At 44.6% G+C, this 17,187-nt stretch carries 18 protein-coding genes; all 18 read left to right on the forward strand.

Annotated features, from left to right (window positions below):
- The first annotated feature begins 19 nt into the window (after positions 1-19).
- Positions 20-1,096, forward strand: a complete 1,077-nt coding sequence (locus ACN6NF_RS09855) for a RodZ domain-containing protein (protein WP_474317217.1) — start codon at positions 20-22, stop codon at positions 1,094-1,096.
- Positions 1,097-1,180: 84 nt separating this feature from the next.
- Positions 1,181-1,345 (forward strand): hypothetical protein, encoded by a 165-nt coding sequence (locus tag ACN6NF_RS09860; RefSeq protein ID WP_474317219.1) that lies wholly within the window; start codon positions 1,181-1,183, stop codon positions 1,343-1,345.
- A gap of 144 nt (positions 1,346-1,489) precedes the next feature.
- Positions 1,490-1,981 carry a YajQ family cyclic di-GMP-binding protein gene (locus tag ACN6NF_RS09865; protein WP_474317221.1) on the forward strand — a complete coding sequence of 164 codons (492 nt, stop codon included), beginning with the start codon at positions 1,490-1,492 and terminating at the stop codon, positions 1,979-1,981.
- A 208-nt stretch (positions 1,982-2,189) separates the two neighbouring features.
- On the forward strand, positions 2,190-2,777 hold the full coding sequence (gene pgsA / locus ACN6NF_RS09870; protein ID WP_474317223.1) for a CDP-diacylglycerol--glycerol-3-phosphate 3-phosphatidyltransferase: 588 nt from the start codon (positions 2,190-2,192) through the stop codon (positions 2,775-2,777).
- A 95-nt stretch (positions 2,778-2,872) separates the two neighbouring features.
- Complete coding sequence (locus tag ACN6NF_RS09875) at positions 2,873-4,141, forward strand: competence/damage-inducible protein A (RefSeq protein WP_474317226.1); 1,269 nt, start codon at positions 2,873-2,875, stop codon at positions 4,139-4,141.
- Between the two features lie 226 nt (positions 4,142-4,367).
- Positions 4,368-5,429, forward strand: coding sequence for a recombinase RecA (recA, locus tag ACN6NF_RS09880; RefSeq protein WP_025364668.1), 1,062 nt, complete (start codon positions 4,368-4,370; stop codon positions 5,427-5,429).
- A 210-nt stretch (positions 5,430-5,639) separates the two neighbouring features.
- Positions 5,640-6,389 carry a regulatory protein RecX gene (locus ACN6NF_RS09885; RefSeq protein ID WP_474317228.1) on the forward strand — a complete coding sequence of 250 codons (750 nt, stop codon included), beginning with the start codon at positions 5,640-5,642 and terminating at the stop codon, positions 6,387-6,389.
- Positions 6,390-6,750: 361 nt separating this feature from the next.
- A complete protein-coding gene (gene rny, locus ACN6NF_RS09890) occupies positions 6,751-8,295 on the forward strand; it encodes a ribonuclease Y (protein WP_013309958.1) in 1,545 nt (514 codons plus the stop codon).
- Between the two features lie 76 nt (positions 8,296-8,371).
- Positions 8,372-9,166 (forward strand): TIGR00282 family metallophosphoesterase, encoded by a 795-nt coding sequence (locus tag ACN6NF_RS09895; protein ID WP_474317566.1) that lies wholly within the window; start codon positions 8,372-8,374, stop codon positions 9,164-9,166.
- A 129-nt stretch (positions 9,167-9,295) separates the two neighbouring features.
- The gene (locus ACN6NF_RS09900; protein WP_007430104.1) at positions 9,296-9,556 is read left to right on the forward strand and encodes a stage V sporulation protein S; all 261 of its coding nucleotides are present in this window, start codon (positions 9,296-9,298) and stop codon (positions 9,554-9,556) included.
- Between the two features lie 114 nt (positions 9,557-9,670).
- Positions 9,671-10,738, forward strand: a complete 1,068-nt coding sequence (locus ACN6NF_RS09905) for a dipeptidase (RefSeq protein WP_474317233.1) — start codon at positions 9,671-9,673, stop codon at positions 10,736-10,738.
- Between the two features lie 188 nt (positions 10,739-10,926).
- Entirely contained in the window at positions 10,927-12,012 is a 1,086-nt protein-coding gene (locus ACN6NF_RS09910; RefSeq protein ID WP_474317235.1) for a low temperature requirement protein A, read from the forward strand.
- A gap of 144 nt (positions 12,013-12,156) precedes the next feature.
- Positions 12,157-12,729 carry a phosphate propanoyltransferase gene (gene pduL / locus ACN6NF_RS09915; protein ID WP_474317237.1) on the forward strand — a complete coding sequence of 191 codons (573 nt, stop codon included), beginning with the start codon at positions 12,157-12,159 and terminating at the stop codon, positions 12,727-12,729.
- 295 nt (positions 12,730-13,024) lie between these two features.
- On the forward strand, positions 13,025-14,578 hold the full coding sequence (gene miaB / locus ACN6NF_RS09920) for a tRNA (N6-isopentenyl adenosine(37)-C2)-methylthiotransferase MiaB (protein ID WP_137078356.1): 1,554 nt from the start codon (positions 13,025-13,027) through the stop codon (positions 14,576-14,578).
- A gap of 83 nt (positions 14,579-14,661) precedes the next feature.
- Positions 14,662-15,114, forward strand: coding sequence for a YlbF/YmcA family competence regulator (locus ACN6NF_RS09925; protein WP_474317239.1), 453 nt, complete (start codon positions 14,662-14,664; stop codon positions 15,112-15,114).
- Positions 15,115-15,235: 121 nt separating this feature from the next.
- Positions 15,236-15,658, forward strand: coding sequence for a PaaI family thioesterase (locus ACN6NF_RS09930; RefSeq protein ID WP_474317242.1), 423 nt, complete (start codon positions 15,236-15,238; stop codon positions 15,656-15,658).
- 65 nt (positions 15,659-15,723) lie between these two features.
- Positions 15,724-16,512 (forward strand): NUDIX domain-containing protein, encoded by a 789-nt coding sequence (locus ACN6NF_RS09935; protein ID WP_013370763.1) that lies wholly within the window; start codon positions 15,724-15,726, stop codon positions 16,510-16,512.
- A 70-nt stretch (positions 16,513-16,582) separates the two neighbouring features.
- On the forward strand, positions 16,583-17,149 hold the full coding sequence (locus ACN6NF_RS09940) for a cysteine hydrolase family protein (RefSeq protein ID WP_474317243.1): 567 nt from the start codon (positions 16,583-16,585) through the stop codon (positions 17,147-17,149).
- Positions 17,150-17,187: the final 38 nt, after the last annotated feature.

Here is a 17,187-nt window from a genome sequence, read left to right on the forward strand (position 1 = left end):
TACACAAGGAGATGATGACATGTCAGAACTGGGTCAGCAATTAAAGGAGGCCCGGCTGCAAAAAGGATTGAGCCTTGACGATGTTCAGGAAATGACGAAGATACGCAAACGTTATCTGGAAGCCATTGAGACGGGCGATTACAAAGTGCTGCCGGGAAGCTTTTATGTCAGAGCTTTTATTAAAACATACGCCGAAACGGTCGGGTTGAATCCCGATGAGCTTCTGGAAGGGCATCAAAGCAATGTGCCTGAACCTGAACCGGAAGCAGTTATGGAGCCTGTTACACAAAAACGCTCCAGCCGTCCCGCGACGATTGGTAATCTTAAATGGTTGCCTACAGCGTTAATGTGGCTTTTTCTAGTTCTCATTGTTGGGGTTATTTATGCTTATTGGGTGAGCAACAACCATTCCACTCCAAAAACAGCAGAAAACACAACGCCGATTACAACACCAAGCACAACGCCAAGCACAACACCCAACACGTCTACTCCAAATACAGCTACGACACAGCCGGGTAATGGTCAAACGACGGCTCCGAATGGTGCTGGCGGGCAGACCCCTGATACGGGGCAAACCGGGGAAACTCAGCCAGGTGGTACGGGAACTACGGATGCCACTACTCCAAATCCTGGTCAGCAGCCGGATACGACTACGCCAGCGCAGGGAGTAACTGTGGCCCAGGATGGTAAGCAAGGCAAGACGACGATCTTCAAAGTCTCCAGTTCAACGGGGACCACGGTCAAGGTTGATATTAAAGCAACGGGCGAAAGCTGGCTTGAGGTGTACAAGGGACAAAATTCCCGTGGAGAAAAGCTGAGCTATGGTATGACTAAAAGTGGAGATGCCATGTCTTTCGATATCGGTCCGGAAGGCTTATATATCAAATCAGGACGGTCTTCTGCCACGGATATTTCTGTCGCCGGCCAACCGATAACCGATAATAAATCGACGACCCGAGTGTTGATACAGCAGGGGGAAGCTTCTTCGACTGGAGCGAGTGCTGGGGTGACGGGGTCAACGGATACGAAGTCAAATGGTAGTACGGATACTACACAAAGTGGGACAGATTCTAGTACAACTACTGATGGTGAATAAACGCCTTGTTGCGGGGAAATACTAATGACTGTAATTCTTGGAAAGTCAGTCATTTCATTTTCCGCAAAGTGAGGTGTATACGTTATGACCGTCAGCTGGATTGTGACTGGGCTCGGGATTATTGTCAGTTTACTGGGCTATTATTTAACACCGAATGCATGGGGCTATGGCATATTGGGCTTTGGTCTTGCTCACATTGTGCTTGGACTTTTGGATATGTTTAGAAATCCAACACGAAGTCACTATTAGAAATGTTAAACTGCAATTGTAATAAAGGCGTTTTTGTCGGGGAACTGGCAAGAACGCCTTTTTAGTGAACAGATTATTGGATTTTTGTAAATGACTAGCCTATAATTAGATATTGAACTTTGTTGTGGAAAGGAAAGTGAAACGATGGCTTCAGAAAATTCATTCGATATCGTCTCCAAAATGGATATGCAGGAGTTAACAAATGCGGTTCATCAGACGGAGCGTGAAATTGAAACGAGATTTGATTTTAAGGGGAGCAAAAGTAGCCTCAAGCTTGAGAAAGATGCCCTTACGATTGCATCGGAAGATGAATACAAGCTGAATGCGGTGATTGATATTTTGCAATCTAAAATGGTCAAACGAGGTCTATCCCTTAAAAATGTGGAATTTGGAAAATTGGAACCAGCTTCTTTAGGTACAGTGCGTCAGCGTCTTTCTCTTAAGCAGGGAATAGATCAGGATAACGCCAAAAAAATTAATATCCTTATTCGGGATTCCAAGCTAAAAGTGAAAAGTCAGATTCAAGGTGATCAAATTCGAGTAACTGGAAAAAATAGGGATGACCTACAAGCCATTATTCAATTGCTGCGGAAAGCCGATCTGCCGTTGGAGCTTCAATTTACAAACATGAAGTAAGCCGTTTCCTCTCATAGATTTTGTAGGACTAAACGTTGCTTGATGTGCAGCAGGTTATTTTGACATGCGTTTTGCGCCATATTATACTTGTAACGAAAATGCAGACATTGAGGTGTATAACGCTCGTCGAAAGCGATTTACATAGGATTGAATTCAATCCGAAAGCTGCCATTTGTAATCAAGTACGATAATCAGGGGAGAGTGTGTTGTGAATTTACCCAACAGAATTACAATAACGCGGATTTGCCTTATCCCGGTGATGATGCTGGCTTTGCTGGTGGATTTTGATTTTTATCCGCCACCGATTGAGATTGGTGCTTTCAAGCTGCCGTATAATCAGCTGATTGCGGCTATTATTTTCCTTGTAGCAGCCAGCACAGATGGCCTTGACGGATATTTGGCTCGTAAAAATAATATGGTCACCAATTTGGGCAAGCTGTTGGATCCCCTTGCTGATAAGCTGTTGGTGACTGCTATTTTGGTTTCTTTGTTAGAAATGGGAAAAATTGATTCGTGGGTTGTCGTTGTGATTGTCAGTCGTGAGTTTGCGGTTACGGGTCTAAGACAGATCGCCTTATTGGATGGCTCTGTGGTTGCTGCAAGCAATTGGGGGAAATTAAAGACGATCATCCAGATCGTTGCTATTGTAGCACTGCTCATAAATAATTTCCCGTTTGTTTTTCTGGGTATTCCGTTTGATTTAATAGCGATATGGGCAGCTGTGTTAATCACCATTTATTCGGGTATTGATTACTTTGTGAAGAATATTCATTTGCTGAGCTCCTCTAAAGTTTAACAGGATAAATCTTATGGAAACAGCAATAGGGACTTAACTTATTGCTGTTTCTTTACATAATTCCCACAATATACGCATCATAGGAGGACGAATTAATGAAGGCTGAAATCATTGCAGTAGGAACAGAGTTATTACTTGGACAAATAGTGAATACAAACGCCCAATATTTATCACAAGAGCTAGCTACAATCGGAATTGATGTATATTTTCAGACTGTAGTTGGCGATAACATGGATCGACTTCAGGAAGCGATACGACTTGCTCAGAAGCGTGCGGATATTATTTTGTTTTCTGGTGGGCTGGGACCAACTCAGGACGATTTAACAAAAGATGCGATAGCGGCTGTGTTAGGGCGGAAATTGCAGATAGATCGTCTCGCCATGGACAAGCTCGATCAGTTTTTCCGGAACCGCGGGGTAGAAATGACCGAGAATAACCGCCGACAGGCGCTTTCTATTGAAGGAGCCACTCCGCTTGAAAATGAGACAGGTTTAGCTATAGGGGATGCGATTGCACAGGACGGTAAATTTTATGTGGTTTTGCCTGGACCGCCTAAGGAACTTAAGCCTATGTTTGCAAATCATGCTAAGCCATGGTTGCTTCAGCAGGCATTGAGCGGTAAGGAGATGCCGATTTATTCGAAAATGCTAAAATTTGCAGGGATCGGTGAGTCAGCTCTTGAAACTCGCTTGTTAGATCTGATCCAATCCCAGACGGACCCCACGATTGCTCCTTATGCCAAGGAAGGGGAAGTCACGATCCGTATATCCACCAAGGCGGCCAGTGAGAGTGAAGCGTTAATTAAGCTGACAGCTACAGAAGTACAAATTCAGCAACGTCTTTCCGAATATATGTATGCAAGTGAGGATGTTACGCTGGAGAAGGTGATTGTAGATTTAATGGCCAAACGCGGACTCACTGTGAGTGCGGCGGAAAGTTGTACAGGCGGTATGCTAATGGAACACATCACTTCTATACCTGGCAGTGCTGTTATGTTTCAAGGTGGCATCGTATGTTATTCCAATGAAATGAAGATGAAATTGCTCAATGTGCCTTATGATTATTTGGAAGGGGATCATGCGCCAGGCGCAGTGAGTAAGGAAGTAGCCCTTGTGCTTGCAGAGCAGGCAAGAATGATTATGGACAGTGATTTCGGACTTTCCGTTACGGGTGTAGCTGGACCTGGATATTCCGAGCGGAAGCCAGTCGGTCTGGTGTATATTGGTATTGCTGAGCGCGACAAGGAAACGGAGGTATATGAGCTAAATTTAAGCGGTAACCGTGAGACCATCCGTTTGCGATCCGTCAAAGCTATCCTGTACAGATTGTGGCGTCGATTGGTAGAGAACGAGAAGCTCTCTTAATTATCGCTGAGTTGTTTTAGATAGATATTCATGATATAATCTTCTTATCGGAAGAACCGTTGCAAAGCTTTTTGCCAGCGGTTCTTTTTTCGTTTTAAGAGAAAGGTATAATTATAGAAGAGAGCCGCGGGAAATAAAAAAAACGAATGTATGTTCGAAAAAATGCTTGGCAAGCGTGTCAAAACAAGGTATTATTAAAGTACAAACAATGAAGGATGTGAGTTTATTGTCAGATCGTCGTGCTGCGCTGGATATGGCGCTCCGTCAAATAGAAAAGCAATTTGGTAAAGGTTCCATTATGAAGTTGGGTGAGTCTACCCACATGCAAGTGGAAACAATCCCCAGTGGTTCGATTGCTTTGGATATTGCGTTAGGAACGGGCGGCTTTCCAAGAGGCCGGATTATTGAAGTATATGGACCGGAATCATCCGGTAAAACGACAGTAGCTCTTCATGCTATCGCAGAGGTGCAAAAAACAGGCGGACAAGCCGCCTTTATCGATGCCGAGCATGCGCTTGATCCGTCGTATGCGAGCAAGCTGGGTGTCAATATTGATGAGTTGTTACTATCGCAACCAGATACAGGTGAGCAGGCATTGGAGATTGCCGAAGCTCTTGTACGTAGTGGGGCAGTGGACATTATCGTCATTGACTCTGTAGCGGCACTTGTACCGAAGGCAGAGATTGAAGGCGAAATGGGAGATTCCCATGTCGGTCTTCAAGCGCGCTTGATGTCACAGGCATTGCGTAAGCTGTCTGGAGCGATTAATAAATCGAAAACCATTGCTATCTTTATCAACCAGCTCCGTGAAAAAGTAGGTGTTATGTTCGGTAACCCTGAAACCACACCAGGTGGTCGTGCCTTGAAGTTTTACTCCACGGTACGTTTGGATGTTCGTCGTATCGAAAGCTTGAAAATGGGTAACGACATTGTAGGTAACCGTACACGTATTAAAGTCGTGAAGAACAAAGTTGCACCTCCTTTCCGTCAGGCCGAAGTGGATATTATGTACGGTGAGGGCATTTCCAAAGAAGGAAGCTTGATTGATATCGGTACGGAGCATGACATTGTTGACAAGAGTGGAGCTTGGTATTCCTACGAAGGCGAGCGCCTTGGTCAGGGACGTGAGAATGCAAAGCAATTTTTGAAGGAAAATCCGAACATTGCTAGTACGATCGAGCAAAAAATCCGGGTGGCCAGTAATTTAATTACAACAATTGCTCCACCGACAGAAGAAGAGTTGGCGCAGGAGGCCAAGGAAGAACAGGAACTGCTGGAGCTTGAATAAGCTTGCCTGAGACTTCGCTTCTGATCTGTCATGTGAACTGTAGCCTAGGGATTATGGTACAGTTCGCTTGAATAGCATGATTCTGATGCCCTGCACAGTTGTGCAGGGCATTTTTGTATCAAATAAAGTCTGTTTTGTCAGCAGAATCTAACTTTTGCGTAGCAGGTGATCGTAGGCTGCTTTCGTGAATTTCAAAGTGAGGGAAACATATTGCAGTTGGACGATAAAGATGAATACACTTCGGAAGAAAATAAACAGCAAGGGATTTCTCTTTTTCCAGATCATGAGGAATTGATGATTACTAGAGTAGAGCAGGGACAGAGACGCAACCGTGGAAGATACATCATTCATTTTGGTCCATATTCACTGTCTGTATTGGAAGATGTAATGATCAAGTACAACATGTTCAAAGGAACGTCATTCGTCAAAAAAGAACTAGAAGATATCGTTCTGGCAGATGAAAAACAACAGGCTTATGTACATGCGCTGCGCTATTTGGGGCAAAAGCCTCGTACACGTCAGGAAATTGCCCAGCGTTTAGCGCAAAAGGAAGTGGATCAGACTGTTATTGATGAGTTATTGGTGCGATTGCAACGGGAGAAGCTAGTAGATGATGATTTATACGCCCGTCAGTGGGCAAGACAGCGTATAACAAGCCAACGCAAGGGTAAGATGTGGATCAGACAAGAACTTCGTCAGAAGGGCATCTCTAAAGCCTCTATCGGGGAAGCGTTAGGTGAGATCACCGACAATGAGGAGTGGGAGAGTGCATTGTCGATTGGACGTAAAAAATGGAATCAGGTACGTGGTGATATAATGGATAAAAAGAGGAAAACATTCCCGTTTCTTATGAGACGCGGATATTCGGGGGATATGACACGTCGCGTGGTCAATCATCTCAGCGCGGCTGAGCAAGACGGAGCTTGCGATGACGAGGAATTACTGCATTGGGAGGAATAAGTTGCAAAACGGTAGCTGAACCTCTGGCTAGATGAGATGATTATGATATGGACAGTTGCACGGTAGTCTACTAATGTTTGCATTCCCTTGACAATGCCATTTGTCAAATAATAAAATATATATGAAACGATATTTGTGGAGTGCCCTTTTTCCTTCCAAAAAAGCGGAACCCACGATAAAGTTCTCATCGCCAAATAACAAGTGATGCCGCTATGCCAGGCGGAATTGTACGTGTGAAAGCATGTGCATATGAAATGAAGCGACCTTGAGTCGTTATCTTAGTTTGACGATCAAAGTAAATGTGACAATTTCAAAAAGTCCCAAGGAATGCCTTGGAGGAACCAACGGGGAGGTGAACAGTATGATGACTGCGATCTGGTTCGTTCTCGTTGCTGTAGCCGCGTTATTCTTTGGGTTCGGGATTGGTTATTTTATTCGCAAATCTATTGCAGAAGCTAAGATCTCCAGTGCGGAAGAAGCTGCCGCGCAAATCGTGGAGAACGCGAAAAAAGAGGCAGAAGCGCTGAAGAAGGAAACGGTATTGGAAGCAAAAGATGAAATTCATCGCATCCGTGCCGAAGCTGAAAAAGAAACTCGTGAACGTCGCAATGAAATTCAACGACAGGAACGAAGATTGCTGCAAAAAGAAGAATCGCTGGATAAAAAATTGGAATCGCTGGAACGCAAAGAAGAACAAGTGGCCAACAAAGAGAAACGAATCGATGAAACCCAGCAGCAAATTGATTTGATTTACAAGAGCCAGGTAACTGAGTTGGAGCGTATTTCTAATCTTACGATGGAGGATGCAAGAAGTATTATTCTGACCAACGTAGAGCAGGAAGTTCGTCATGAAACAGCTCAGATGATTAAGGAAATTGAACAGCAGGCCAAAGAAGAAGCGGACAAAAAGTCCCGTGAAATCATCACACTGGCCATCCAACGCTGTGCGGCAGATCATGTAGCAGAAACGACGGTTTCTGTTGTGACATTGCCGAACGAAGAAATGAAGGGCCGGATTATCGGACGCGAAGGCCGTAACATCCGTGCACTTGAAACCCTTACAGGAATCGACCTCATTATTGATGATACGCCGGAAGCTGTTATATTGTCCGGATTTGATCCGATTCGTAGAGAGATTGCGCGTACTGCTCTTGAGAAGCTCGTAGCGGACGGACGGATACATCCGGCTCGTATTGAAGAGATGGTGGAAAAATCCCGTAAAGAGGTGGACGAACGAATCCGAGAGTATGGTGAACAGGCCACCTTTGAAGTGGGTGTGCATAGCTTGCATCCGGATTTGATCAAGATCTTGGGACGTCTCAAGTTCCGTACGAGTTACGGACAGAACGTATTGAAGCACTCGATGGAAGTTGCATACTTGACAGGTCTGATGGCCGGGGAGCTGGGCGAGGACGTTGTACTGGCAAGACGGGCAGGCTTGCTGCATGACATCGGGAAGGCGCTGGATCACGAAGTGGAAGGATCACACGTTGAAATTGGCGTGGAACTGGCGAAGAAGTACAAGGAACACCCGGTCGTTATCAACAGCATTGCTTCACATCACGGCGACTGCGAAGCGACTTCAGTGATCGCCATGCTAGTTGGGGCGGCAGATGCTCTGTCAGCAGCAAGACCGGGAGCGCGGCGTGAAACGCTTGAGACGTATATCCGTCGTCTTGAGAAGCTGGAACGCATCTCCGAGTCTTTTGAAGGCGTTGAAAAATCATACGCAATTCAAGCCGGACGCGAAGTTCGCGTTATGGTACAGCCAGAGAAAATTGATGATGCGGAAGCATTCCGACTGGCCCGCGATATTACGAAAACGATTGAGAATGAACTGGATTACCCAGGGCATATTAAGGTTACCGTTATTCGCGAGACCCGTGCGGTAGAATACGCAAAATAAAAGCATTTCAATGAAAAGTGGCCGCTGCTTGTAGGGCCACTTTTCATTATGTAAGGCAGATTAGGGAGGGTTTTCTATCAACGTATTATTTATTGGAGACATCGTCGGCAGTGTAGGCAGAAAGGCACTGAGGGAGAATCTCCCTTCGCTAAAATCCAAATATAACCCGCATGTTATTATCGTGAACGGAGAAAATGCAGCTTCGGGAAGAGGAATTACTCAAGCCATCGCCAGAGAGTTTTTTGATTGGGGCGTTCATGGGATTACGATGGGGAATCATACATGGGACAATAAGGAAATATTTGATTTTATAGATGATGAGCCGCGGATCATCCGTCCGGCTAACTTTCCACCAGGGACACCAGGTCGGGGTTATACTGTTGTAAAAGGTGGGGGTAAGGAACTGGCCATCGTTAATCTGCAAGGTAGAACCTTTTTGCCAGCTATTGACTGTCCATTTCGGGCTGCGGATGAAATTGTAGACGAGCTGCGCAAAAAACATAAACATATTCTAGTAGATTTTCACGCTGAAGCCACCTCTGAAAAAATTGCTATGGGCTGGCATCTGGATGGACGTGCATCCATCGTGGTAGGGACACATACACACGTACAAAGTAATGACGATACGATTTTACCGCAAGGAACTGCGTATCAGACAGATGCCGGCATGGTAGGTCCTTATGAGGGCGTGCTTGGTATGCAGAAAGAGGCTGTATTACAGAAATTTCAGACCCAGCTTCCGGTACGCTTTCAAGTGGACATGGGCAAATGGCACTTTCATGCCATCAGCGTAGAACTCAATGATGACGATGGAAAAGCCCGCAAAATTGAGAAAATCAGGCTTAAAGAAGACGAATGGCGGATGGATTAAGTCTTTTGTGAGCTACTTAAGGAAAGAATAAGGAAAACTGTCACCAAAAAGCAGGAATTTTTTGCTGACCCTCGAATAACATCTAATAGTGGAATCAAACCATCATCATTCCCAGGGGAGGTACTTACTATGGATGTATTAAAAGTATCAGCAAAATCCAATCCCAATTCAGTTGCAGGCGCACTCGCAGGAGTACTGCGTGAACGCGGAAATGCAGAATTACAGGCGATTGGAGCGGGTGCACTAAACCAAGCCATTAAAGCGGTAGCCATTGCCCGGGGATTTGTCGCACCAAGCGGAGTGGATTTGATTTGTATTCCTGCTTTTACAGACATTGTTATTGATGGAGAAGATCGGACTGCGATCAAATTGATTGTAGAGCCAAGATAATAAATGGAAGTTGCCTGAGCCTGTTTACGTTTGTAAACGGGCTTTTTTGCTTTGTGGTTTAGTTGCTTTTTTCAAAATAAATAAGTGGGCTTTAATCCAATGGAGGTATGGTGCATGAATGATAAGGTTGAAGCGAATTGGCCAGTTGTTGACTTTCACTGTGACGTGTTATGTAAAATGCAGCTCAATTCGCAGGTAGATTTCAGTCATTCATCGCTTGATGTCACAAAAAAGCGTTTGCTAGAAGGCAACGTAAGATTGCAAACGTTCGCTATTTATATATCACAGGTATTGGGCACGCCAAAATTTGAGCATGTGGTTCGTCAAATTGAACTGTTCAGGCAGCATGTTACTTCTATCTCAGGTGGGTTAAAACCTTTGCTATGGAGAGAAGACTTGACAGCACTTAAAAATACGCCCGCTGTACGTCAAGTGGAGCAAGTACAACAGACAGGAGTAGAGAAGCAAGCAGGAAAGATGACGAATGGGTATGGGAGTGGGACGAATCATACAGAGTCACCTTGGGCGTTGCTTTCACTCGAAGGGGTAGATGCGCTGGAAGGAAATCCGTTTTATGCAGATGTGTGCTATGCCATGGGAATACGGTTAATCGGGCTGACGTGGAATTATGCAAATTGGGCAGCTGATGGCATTATGGAGCTTAGAGGTGGTGGTCTAACCCGCAAGGGACGTGATTTGGTCAATCGCTGTAATAGTCTGGGACTACTGCTGGATGTATCGCATTTGTCCGTACAAGGCTTTTGGGAAGTGATGGAGGAGGCGGCCTTACCGCCCATCGCCTCGCATTCGAACGCATTTGCGAGATGTACTCATCCCCGTAACTTGCGAGATGAACAGATTCGGGCACTGATTGCCCGTAACGGACGAATTGGGTTGACCTTTGTCACGATGTTTCTGAAAGAGCATGGTACAGTACACGCTGAGGATCTGTTACCGCACATTGAGCACATATGTTCATTGGGTGGCGAAAGACATTTGATGTTTGGCTCTGATTTTGACGGTATCGAGGACCATGTGCGAGGACTGGAGCACTCGGGGAAATATCCGGTTTTTGCAGAACTACTGTTGAAGCATTATCCTGAGGAGCTGGTCAAGGGATGGCTGGGAGAACATGCACTGGACTATTTAAGAACAAATCTGCCATCTAAAATGTCTTCTTAAAATAGCTTAATATAGCAGTTGTTTTCGGCTGAGCATTTTCTTGACAAAGCGAGAATGATTACGAAATAATTGGAGCATCCGAGGATTGCATGGTGCTAAAATAACGCTTTCCGAAATTGGACATACGCAGGAGCGAGCCTGACAGCACCATGCTATACCGCCATACTAGAGGGGAGCTCCGTTACATCATGTTGATAAAAAAGGTTACCTGGCTTGAACTCTTTTATGATTTATTATTTGTAGCAGCTGTCTCCAAGGCGACTCATGTTTTACTACATGTTGAGCATGGCAGTGTTGGTTGGCATAATTTGGAAAAGTTTATTTTAATTTTTATTCCGATCTGGTGGGCATGGGTGGGGCAAACTGTATATAACAATCGTTTTGGTCAAGACAGTATAACGCATCGAATCTTTATGATCCTGCAATTATTTTTTGTGTTAATCATGACTGCCAGCCTGAATGTAGATTTTGATGCGTATTATGTATCTTTTTTTGTTGGCTATATTGGCTTAAGAGGTTTGACTGTCATTCAATATTTACTTTCGGCCCCCAAGGAAATAGCTCATAAACGGGAAACAGCTCGGTTTTTTGGAACCTATCTTTGGGTTGGGATAGTCATCTCTAGCTTCTCCCTTTTCTTCGACTCGTGGGTACGATATTTGATTTTATATACTGGTATTGCTGTTGATATCCTGGTTCCTTTGATCGGTCGTAAAAAGTTGGTGATCACACCTATCCATACAGAGCATCTGTTGGAGCGGTTTGCGCAGTTTACTTTAATCCTGCTTGGAGAATCAGTGATAAGTATACTGTCTGTTCTACAAACCGATCATTTCACGGTCTCTTCCATTGGTTTTGCTGCTTTGACATTTGTATTGGTCATCGCAATCTGGTGGCAATATTTTGAAAATATAGAGAAGCGCGTAGACAAATCAAAACAAACAGCAGGACAGACAATTATCTATGGTCATTTGTTTATTTATCTTTCTCTTAGCATGCTTGCGGCTTCCATACAGCTCTTGTTTTTAGGACAAGTAGCCTATACTTTTGTGCTTTGCTTTACTTTTGCTTCTGTTTTTATTTACTTTTTGTCAGTTTTGCTGGTTTTCCATCAGTACAGATTGAGTCATCTTAAACCTCGTCTCAGAGTCATTCTTTACTTAACTGGAATACTCTGTGCCATGTTTATTCTGAATATATTTATTGTAGCTCCTCATCTCATCGTAGCTGAGATTATGCTTTTCTTTCTTCTGTTTGCAAAAATGACGGTTTGATCCAAGTTTTATATGGACGATATGTATGGCTGGTTAGGGCGAAAAAGGGAACTTTATGCGCTATCCTTTTCTTTCTTGTCGAAATAGGAGTATAATAGCATAGATGTGTAAAGTATTGTATAGAGAAAAAGGAGTGACCACACGATGACTAAAATCGTACCTGTCGGCGTTTCCGCCCGTCATATTCACCTGACTCAAGAGCATATTGAAATCTTGTTCGGAGCAGGCTATCAATTGACTGAATTTAAACCTTTGTCCCAACCAGGACAATTTGCTGCAAATGAAACGGTAGCTGTAATTGGTCCTAAGGGTCAATTTGATAAGGTTCGCATTTTGGGACCTGCTCGTCCAGCTTCCCAACTGGAAATCTCTCGCACAGATTCCTTTGCTATCGGTGTGAAGGCACCTGTACGCGAATCCGGTAGCATTGAGGGTACACCAGGAATTACCGTAAAAGGACCAGCTGGAGAAGTGGAACTGCAAGAAGGCGTTATTGTAGCGGCTCGCCATATTCATTTTCATACCTCTGATGCAGCTAAATGGAACATTAAAGACAAGCAGTTGCTGAAAGTACGTGTGGGCGGCGAACGTGGCCTTGTTTTTGAAAATGTTCTTGCACGTGTGTCCGATTCTTTTGCTCTGGATATGCATATTGACACGGATGAAGCGAACGGAGCCGGTGTGAAAAACGGTGACAACGCTGAAATCGTAGACTAATACACGTATTTGATACAGAGGTTGTAAAAGTCCGATTCTTGCAAAAGAGTCGGGCTTTTTTAATATGCTATAAATACACAAATGTTACCTATATACATAAAAAAATCAGCATCACATGTCATCCAACTCGTAACCGGGGATGATCTATGGCTATGACCTATAAATCATGCTATAATTTAGTGTAATGCCTTTTTCAAAGGTTTTTTGGAGCTTAAAATAAAATAACCCATGCCTAAAGATACAGTAAAATCACAAATTAGCTCGTGAAATAGATAGTGTAAGGAGTGACCAGGGAATGGCTAAGGAAACAAAAGATTACTCCAAGTATTTTGATTTCTCGGATGCGAAGATTATTTCTGAAGATGAGCATAGCAAAAAGATTCGTATTCGCGGACGTGAAATCAACATTATGGCGGAGCCGAACCATAGAAAAGAAAAGCAGCGTGGTAAAGAGGACGTACAGGTATTGTATGATAACGCAGTCCCGGATGAGCTAAAGCATATCGGTGAGGGCAAGCATTATATCGTATATACATTCGGTTGCCAGATGAATGAGCATGATTCTGAAACAATCAAAGGCTTACTGGAGCAAATGGGCTACCAGGCAACCGAAGATCGGAAGGAAGCAGACATCATTTTACTGAACACTTGCGCTATCCGTGAAAATGCGGAGGATAAAGTGTTCGGTGAGTTGGGTCACCTCAAGCATCTTAAAACAGAAAAGCCAGGACTGCTGCTCGGTGTGTGTGGCTGTATGTCGCAGGAAGAGAATGTCGTGAACCGGATTATGCAAAAACACGGTTTTGTCGATATGATCTTTGGTACCCATAATATTCACCGTTTGCCTCAGCTCGTCAAGGAAGCACTCTTCAGCAAAGAAATGGTGGTCGAAGTGTGGTCCAAAGAGGGCGACATTATCGAAAACCTGCCGAAGAAGCGGGAGGGTATGCGGGCTTGGGTAAACATCATGTATGGCTGTGATAAGTTTTGTACCTATTGCATCGTTCCGTTCACACGTGGTAAGGAAAGAAGTCGTCGGCCAGAGGATGTTATTGCTGAGGTACGGGATTTGGCCCGTCAAGGATTTAAAGAGATTACCCTGCTGGGTCAGAATGTCAATGCCTATGGCAAGGATTTGAAGGATATGAATTACAGATTCGGGGATCTAATGGATGATATGCGCAAAATCAATATTCCGCGTGTGCGTTTTACGACCTCACATCCGCGTGATTTTGACGACCATTTGGTTGAAGTGCTTGGTAAGGGTGGCAATCTAGTGGAGCATATTCATCTGCCTGTACAATCCGGTAATACGGATATATTGAAGAAAATGAACCGAAAATATACTCGTGAGCGTGTTCTGGAACTGGCCGCGAAGATAAAAGCAGCTGTTCCGCATGCTTCTCTGACAACAGATATTATCGTAGGTTTCCCGGGGGAGACAGACGAACAGTTTGAAGATACTCTATCTCTGGTGCGTGAAGTGGGCTATGACTTTGCCTATACATTTATTTATTCACCACGTGAAGGCACGCCAGCGGCTTCGATGGAAGATAATGTGCCTATGTCGGTTAAAAAAGAGCGTCTCCGGCGTCTGAACATTGCTGTGAATCAAAACAGCCTTCGCTTTAATAGTCGATTGCGTGGCGAAGTGGTGGAAGTGCTGGTAGAAGGCGAGAGCAAAAATGACAGCAAAGTGCTTGCTGGTCGGACTCGTTCTAATAAGCTAGTTCATTTTGAAGGTTCTAAGGACCTGATCGGTTCCTTTGTCCAAGTAAAAATTACAGAGCCTATGACCTTCTACATCAAAGGTGACTTGGTTCAAACGCCAGTAGCAGTTAACGGATAAAAAGGATAGTCTAACGGGCTGCATGCGGTTTGAGTAAAGGGCTGCGTGCAAGACCATCTAAGTGAGAAAAGGAGCGATGGACAATGACAGAGGAGCGGTTGCAACAAACAGAACTTCAATCGGCGGCGCGCCAACATGATCATTTGGTCAATCGCGATATGATATTGGCAAAGGCCAAAGAGTTGGCGGGTATTCTGGGCAGCAGTGAGGAAGTACAGGTGTTCCGGAAAGCAGAAGAAAAGATTCAAGATCATGAGCGCATCCAGCAACTGATTGCCACGATGAAGAAGAAACAAAAGGAAATTGTGGCTTTTGAATCTTTAAAAAATCAAAAAATGATTGCCAAAATAGAAGCTGAACTTCAGGAGCTACAGGAAGAGCTTGACGGTATTCCAATTGTAACGGAGTTTCAGCAGAGTCAGGTAGAAATTAATGAGCTGCTGCAAATGGTGATCACGGCGATCCGTGATACCGTTGCTGAAAAGGTGAACTTAGAAGAGGGGAAAACTACTTCCTCCTCTAATTGCAGTGACTAGAATAAGATTTATGGTGTGGAGGCTTAGCTTCCACGCCTTTTTTTCGAAAGAAATTAGTCAGTGCATAGGTTCAAGAGACATCACGAGAATTACGAATCATAAAAGGGATGGAAGCGAGGGAATGGATAAGTTGCGGAAGATGTTAGAGGGCGAACAAAATACCTTTTGGGAGTATTTAGGATGTGAACTGATTACCGCTGATGCTAACGAGGCACATATCGCTTTGGAGGCCAAACAACAGCATACTAATGTGATGGGGATTGTGCATGGGGGTGTGCTCACTTCATTGATGGATCAGGCGATGGGGATGGTCAGTATGGCTTCACGAAATATGGCTTCATGTGTAACAACGAATCTGAATGTTCATTTTTTGTCAGCCATGAGACAAGGACGACTGGACGTTAAGGCACGGATTCTTCATCAGGGAGGCCGCACCATAACCACTGAGGCGGAAGTAAGGGATAGTGAAGGTATACTCGGTTGTACAGCTACAGCGACCTTCAGAGTATTGCGTCAACAAGCAAGTGACTCAGGCAAGGCCTAACGCTTGACAAAAATTTTTATTATGTCATAATGAATTTATCAAAACGATATAATATGGTGATGCCAATGGATAGCAATCGTATAAACGAAGAGGCGCAAAAGGCGTCTTATAACATTAAGAAATATCGTACCCCGGACGGTGCTCCGGCGGATATCGTCATGTTTACTTTAACGAAGCGTGAGCGCAAGACGGTAACAAAGACACTGCCGATTCGCGAGCTGAAAGTAATGCTCATTAAGCGACGTAGTTGGCCGTTTGCGGGACGGTGGGCGTTGCCTGGAGGGTTTTGCCAAGAAGACGAATCCATATATGGAGCGGCCAAGCGGGAACTGTTAGAGGAAACCGGTGTAGACGGCGGACATCTGGAGTATTTGGGCGTGTATAGTGGACCAGGTCGTGATCCGCGCGGGTGGATCATATCACATGCGTTTTTTGCGCTGGTAGAGGAATGGATGCTGGAGCAGCGTCAGGCGGCGGATGATGCTTCTGAGGTCGGATTATTCACGATTAGAGAAGCGTTGGAGGAATTGGAGCTGGCGTTCGATCACCGGGATATCATAGTTGATGCTTATCGAAAGATTCAGTTGCAGATGCTTCAGACAACGATAGCCAAGCAGTTTTTACCGCCACATTTTACACTGGGTGAATTATATCAGGTGATTCAGAGCGTCGTACCGGATTTCGAAGAGCCGAATTTTATTCGCAAAATAACATCGACTCGCAGCAGACAGGGGATACTGGAAGAGGTGCGGGATGAGAACGGCAAACCGCTGAGTTCCAATCAGTATTCACAAAGACCGGCCCAGTTGTACCGCTTTAGTGATAGAGTACCGCGTTTATCTATCTACACGTAACTTCTTTTATTGGGATAGGTTACGCATAGAGCGTACAATCTCACTTTGATGATAAGGAGCTGACTGTACGATGAAGGCACTGATTGTTATTGATTACACAAAAGATTTTGTGGATGGTAGTCTGCCTGTGGGGCAACCTGCGATTGAGCTAGATGAACGGATCACAGCAATTGCGCAGGCCTACGTGGATCAAGGGAACTTTGTTGTCATGGCTGTCGATTTACATGAGGAGAATGACCCTTATCACCCGGAGAGTAAGCTGTTTCCTCCACATAATATACGTGGAACCGATGGACGACAATTGTATGGGAAGCTCCATAGCCTTTATCAGCAGCAACGTGATCGTATCTACTGGTTGGATAAAACACGGTACAGTGCTTTTGCTGGTACAGATCTGGAACTCAAGTTGCGTGAACGCGGGATTCTGGAAGTCCATCTGATTGGTGTGTGTACAGATATATGTGTGCTGCATACGGCTGTAGATGCCTATAACAAAGGCTTTGCTATTACCGTATACAAGGACGCTGTGGCGAGCTTTAATCAGGCGGGACATGATTGGGCTTTGGGCCATTTTGAGGGAAGTCTTGGGGCCACTGTGCAGTCGGCTGAAGAGACATTTTTGCGCCAGAAGAAGTAAAATAACTGAACGATTGTGCACCAATATCCAATAACAAA

The organism is Paenibacillus sp. TSM33 (assembly GCF_056099025.1).

Excerpts from the sequence above, each read along its gene's own strand:
- ACN6NF_RS09900 (WP_007430104.1), top strand. The coding sequence starts at position 9,296 with ATGGATGTATTAAAAGTATCAGCAAAATCCAATCCCAATTCAGTTGCA.
- ACN6NF_RS09930 (WP_474317242.1), top strand. The coding sequence starts at position 15,236 with ATGGATAAGTTGCGGAAGATGTTAGAGGGCGAACAAAATACCTTTTGG.
- rny (WP_013309958.1), top strand. The coding sequence starts at position 6,751 with ATGATGACTGCGATCTGGTTCGTTCTCGTTGCTGTAGCCGCGTTATTC.
- ACN6NF_RS09910 (WP_474317235.1), top strand. The coding sequence starts at position 10,927 with ATGTTGATAAAAAAGGTTACCTGGCTTGAACTCTTTTATGATTTATTA.
- ACN6NF_RS09940 (WP_474317243.1), top strand. The coding sequence starts at position 16,583 with ATGAAGGCACTGATTGTTATTGATTACACAAAAGATTTTGTGGATGGT.
- ACN6NF_RS09855 (WP_474317217.1), top strand. The coding sequence starts at position 20 with ATGTCAGAACTGGGTCAGCAATTAAAGGAGGCCCGGCTGCAAAAAGGA.
- ACN6NF_RS09935 (WP_013370763.1), top strand. The coding sequence starts at position 15,724 with ATGGATAGCAATCGTATAAACGAAGAGGCGCAAAAGGCGTCTTATAAC.
- ACN6NF_RS09865 (WP_474317221.1), top strand. The coding sequence starts at position 1,490 with ATGGCTTCAGAAAATTCATTCGATATCGTCTCCAAAATGGATATGCAG.
- pduL (WP_474317237.1), top strand. The coding sequence starts at position 12,157 with ATGACTAAAATCGTACCTGTCGGCGTTTCCGCCCGTCATATTCACCTG.
- ACN6NF_RS09925 (WP_474317239.1), top strand. The coding sequence starts at position 14,662 with ATGACAGAGGAGCGGTTGCAACAAACAGAACTTCAATCGGCGGCGCGC.
- ACN6NF_RS09860 (WP_474317219.1), top strand. The coding sequence starts at position 1,181 with ATGACCGTCAGCTGGATTGTGACTGGGCTCGGGATTATTGTCAGTTTA.
- miaB (WP_137078356.1), top strand. The coding sequence starts at position 13,025 with ATGGCTAAGGAAACAAAAGATTACTCCAAGTATTTTGATTTCTCGGAT.
- ACN6NF_RS09905 (WP_474317233.1), top strand. The coding sequence starts at position 9,671 with ATGAATGATAAGGTTGAAGCGAATTGGCCAGTTGTTGACTTTCACTGT.
- ACN6NF_RS09875 (WP_474317226.1), top strand. The coding sequence starts at position 2,873 with ATGAAGGCTGAAATCATTGCAGTAGGAACAGAGTTATTACTTGGACAA.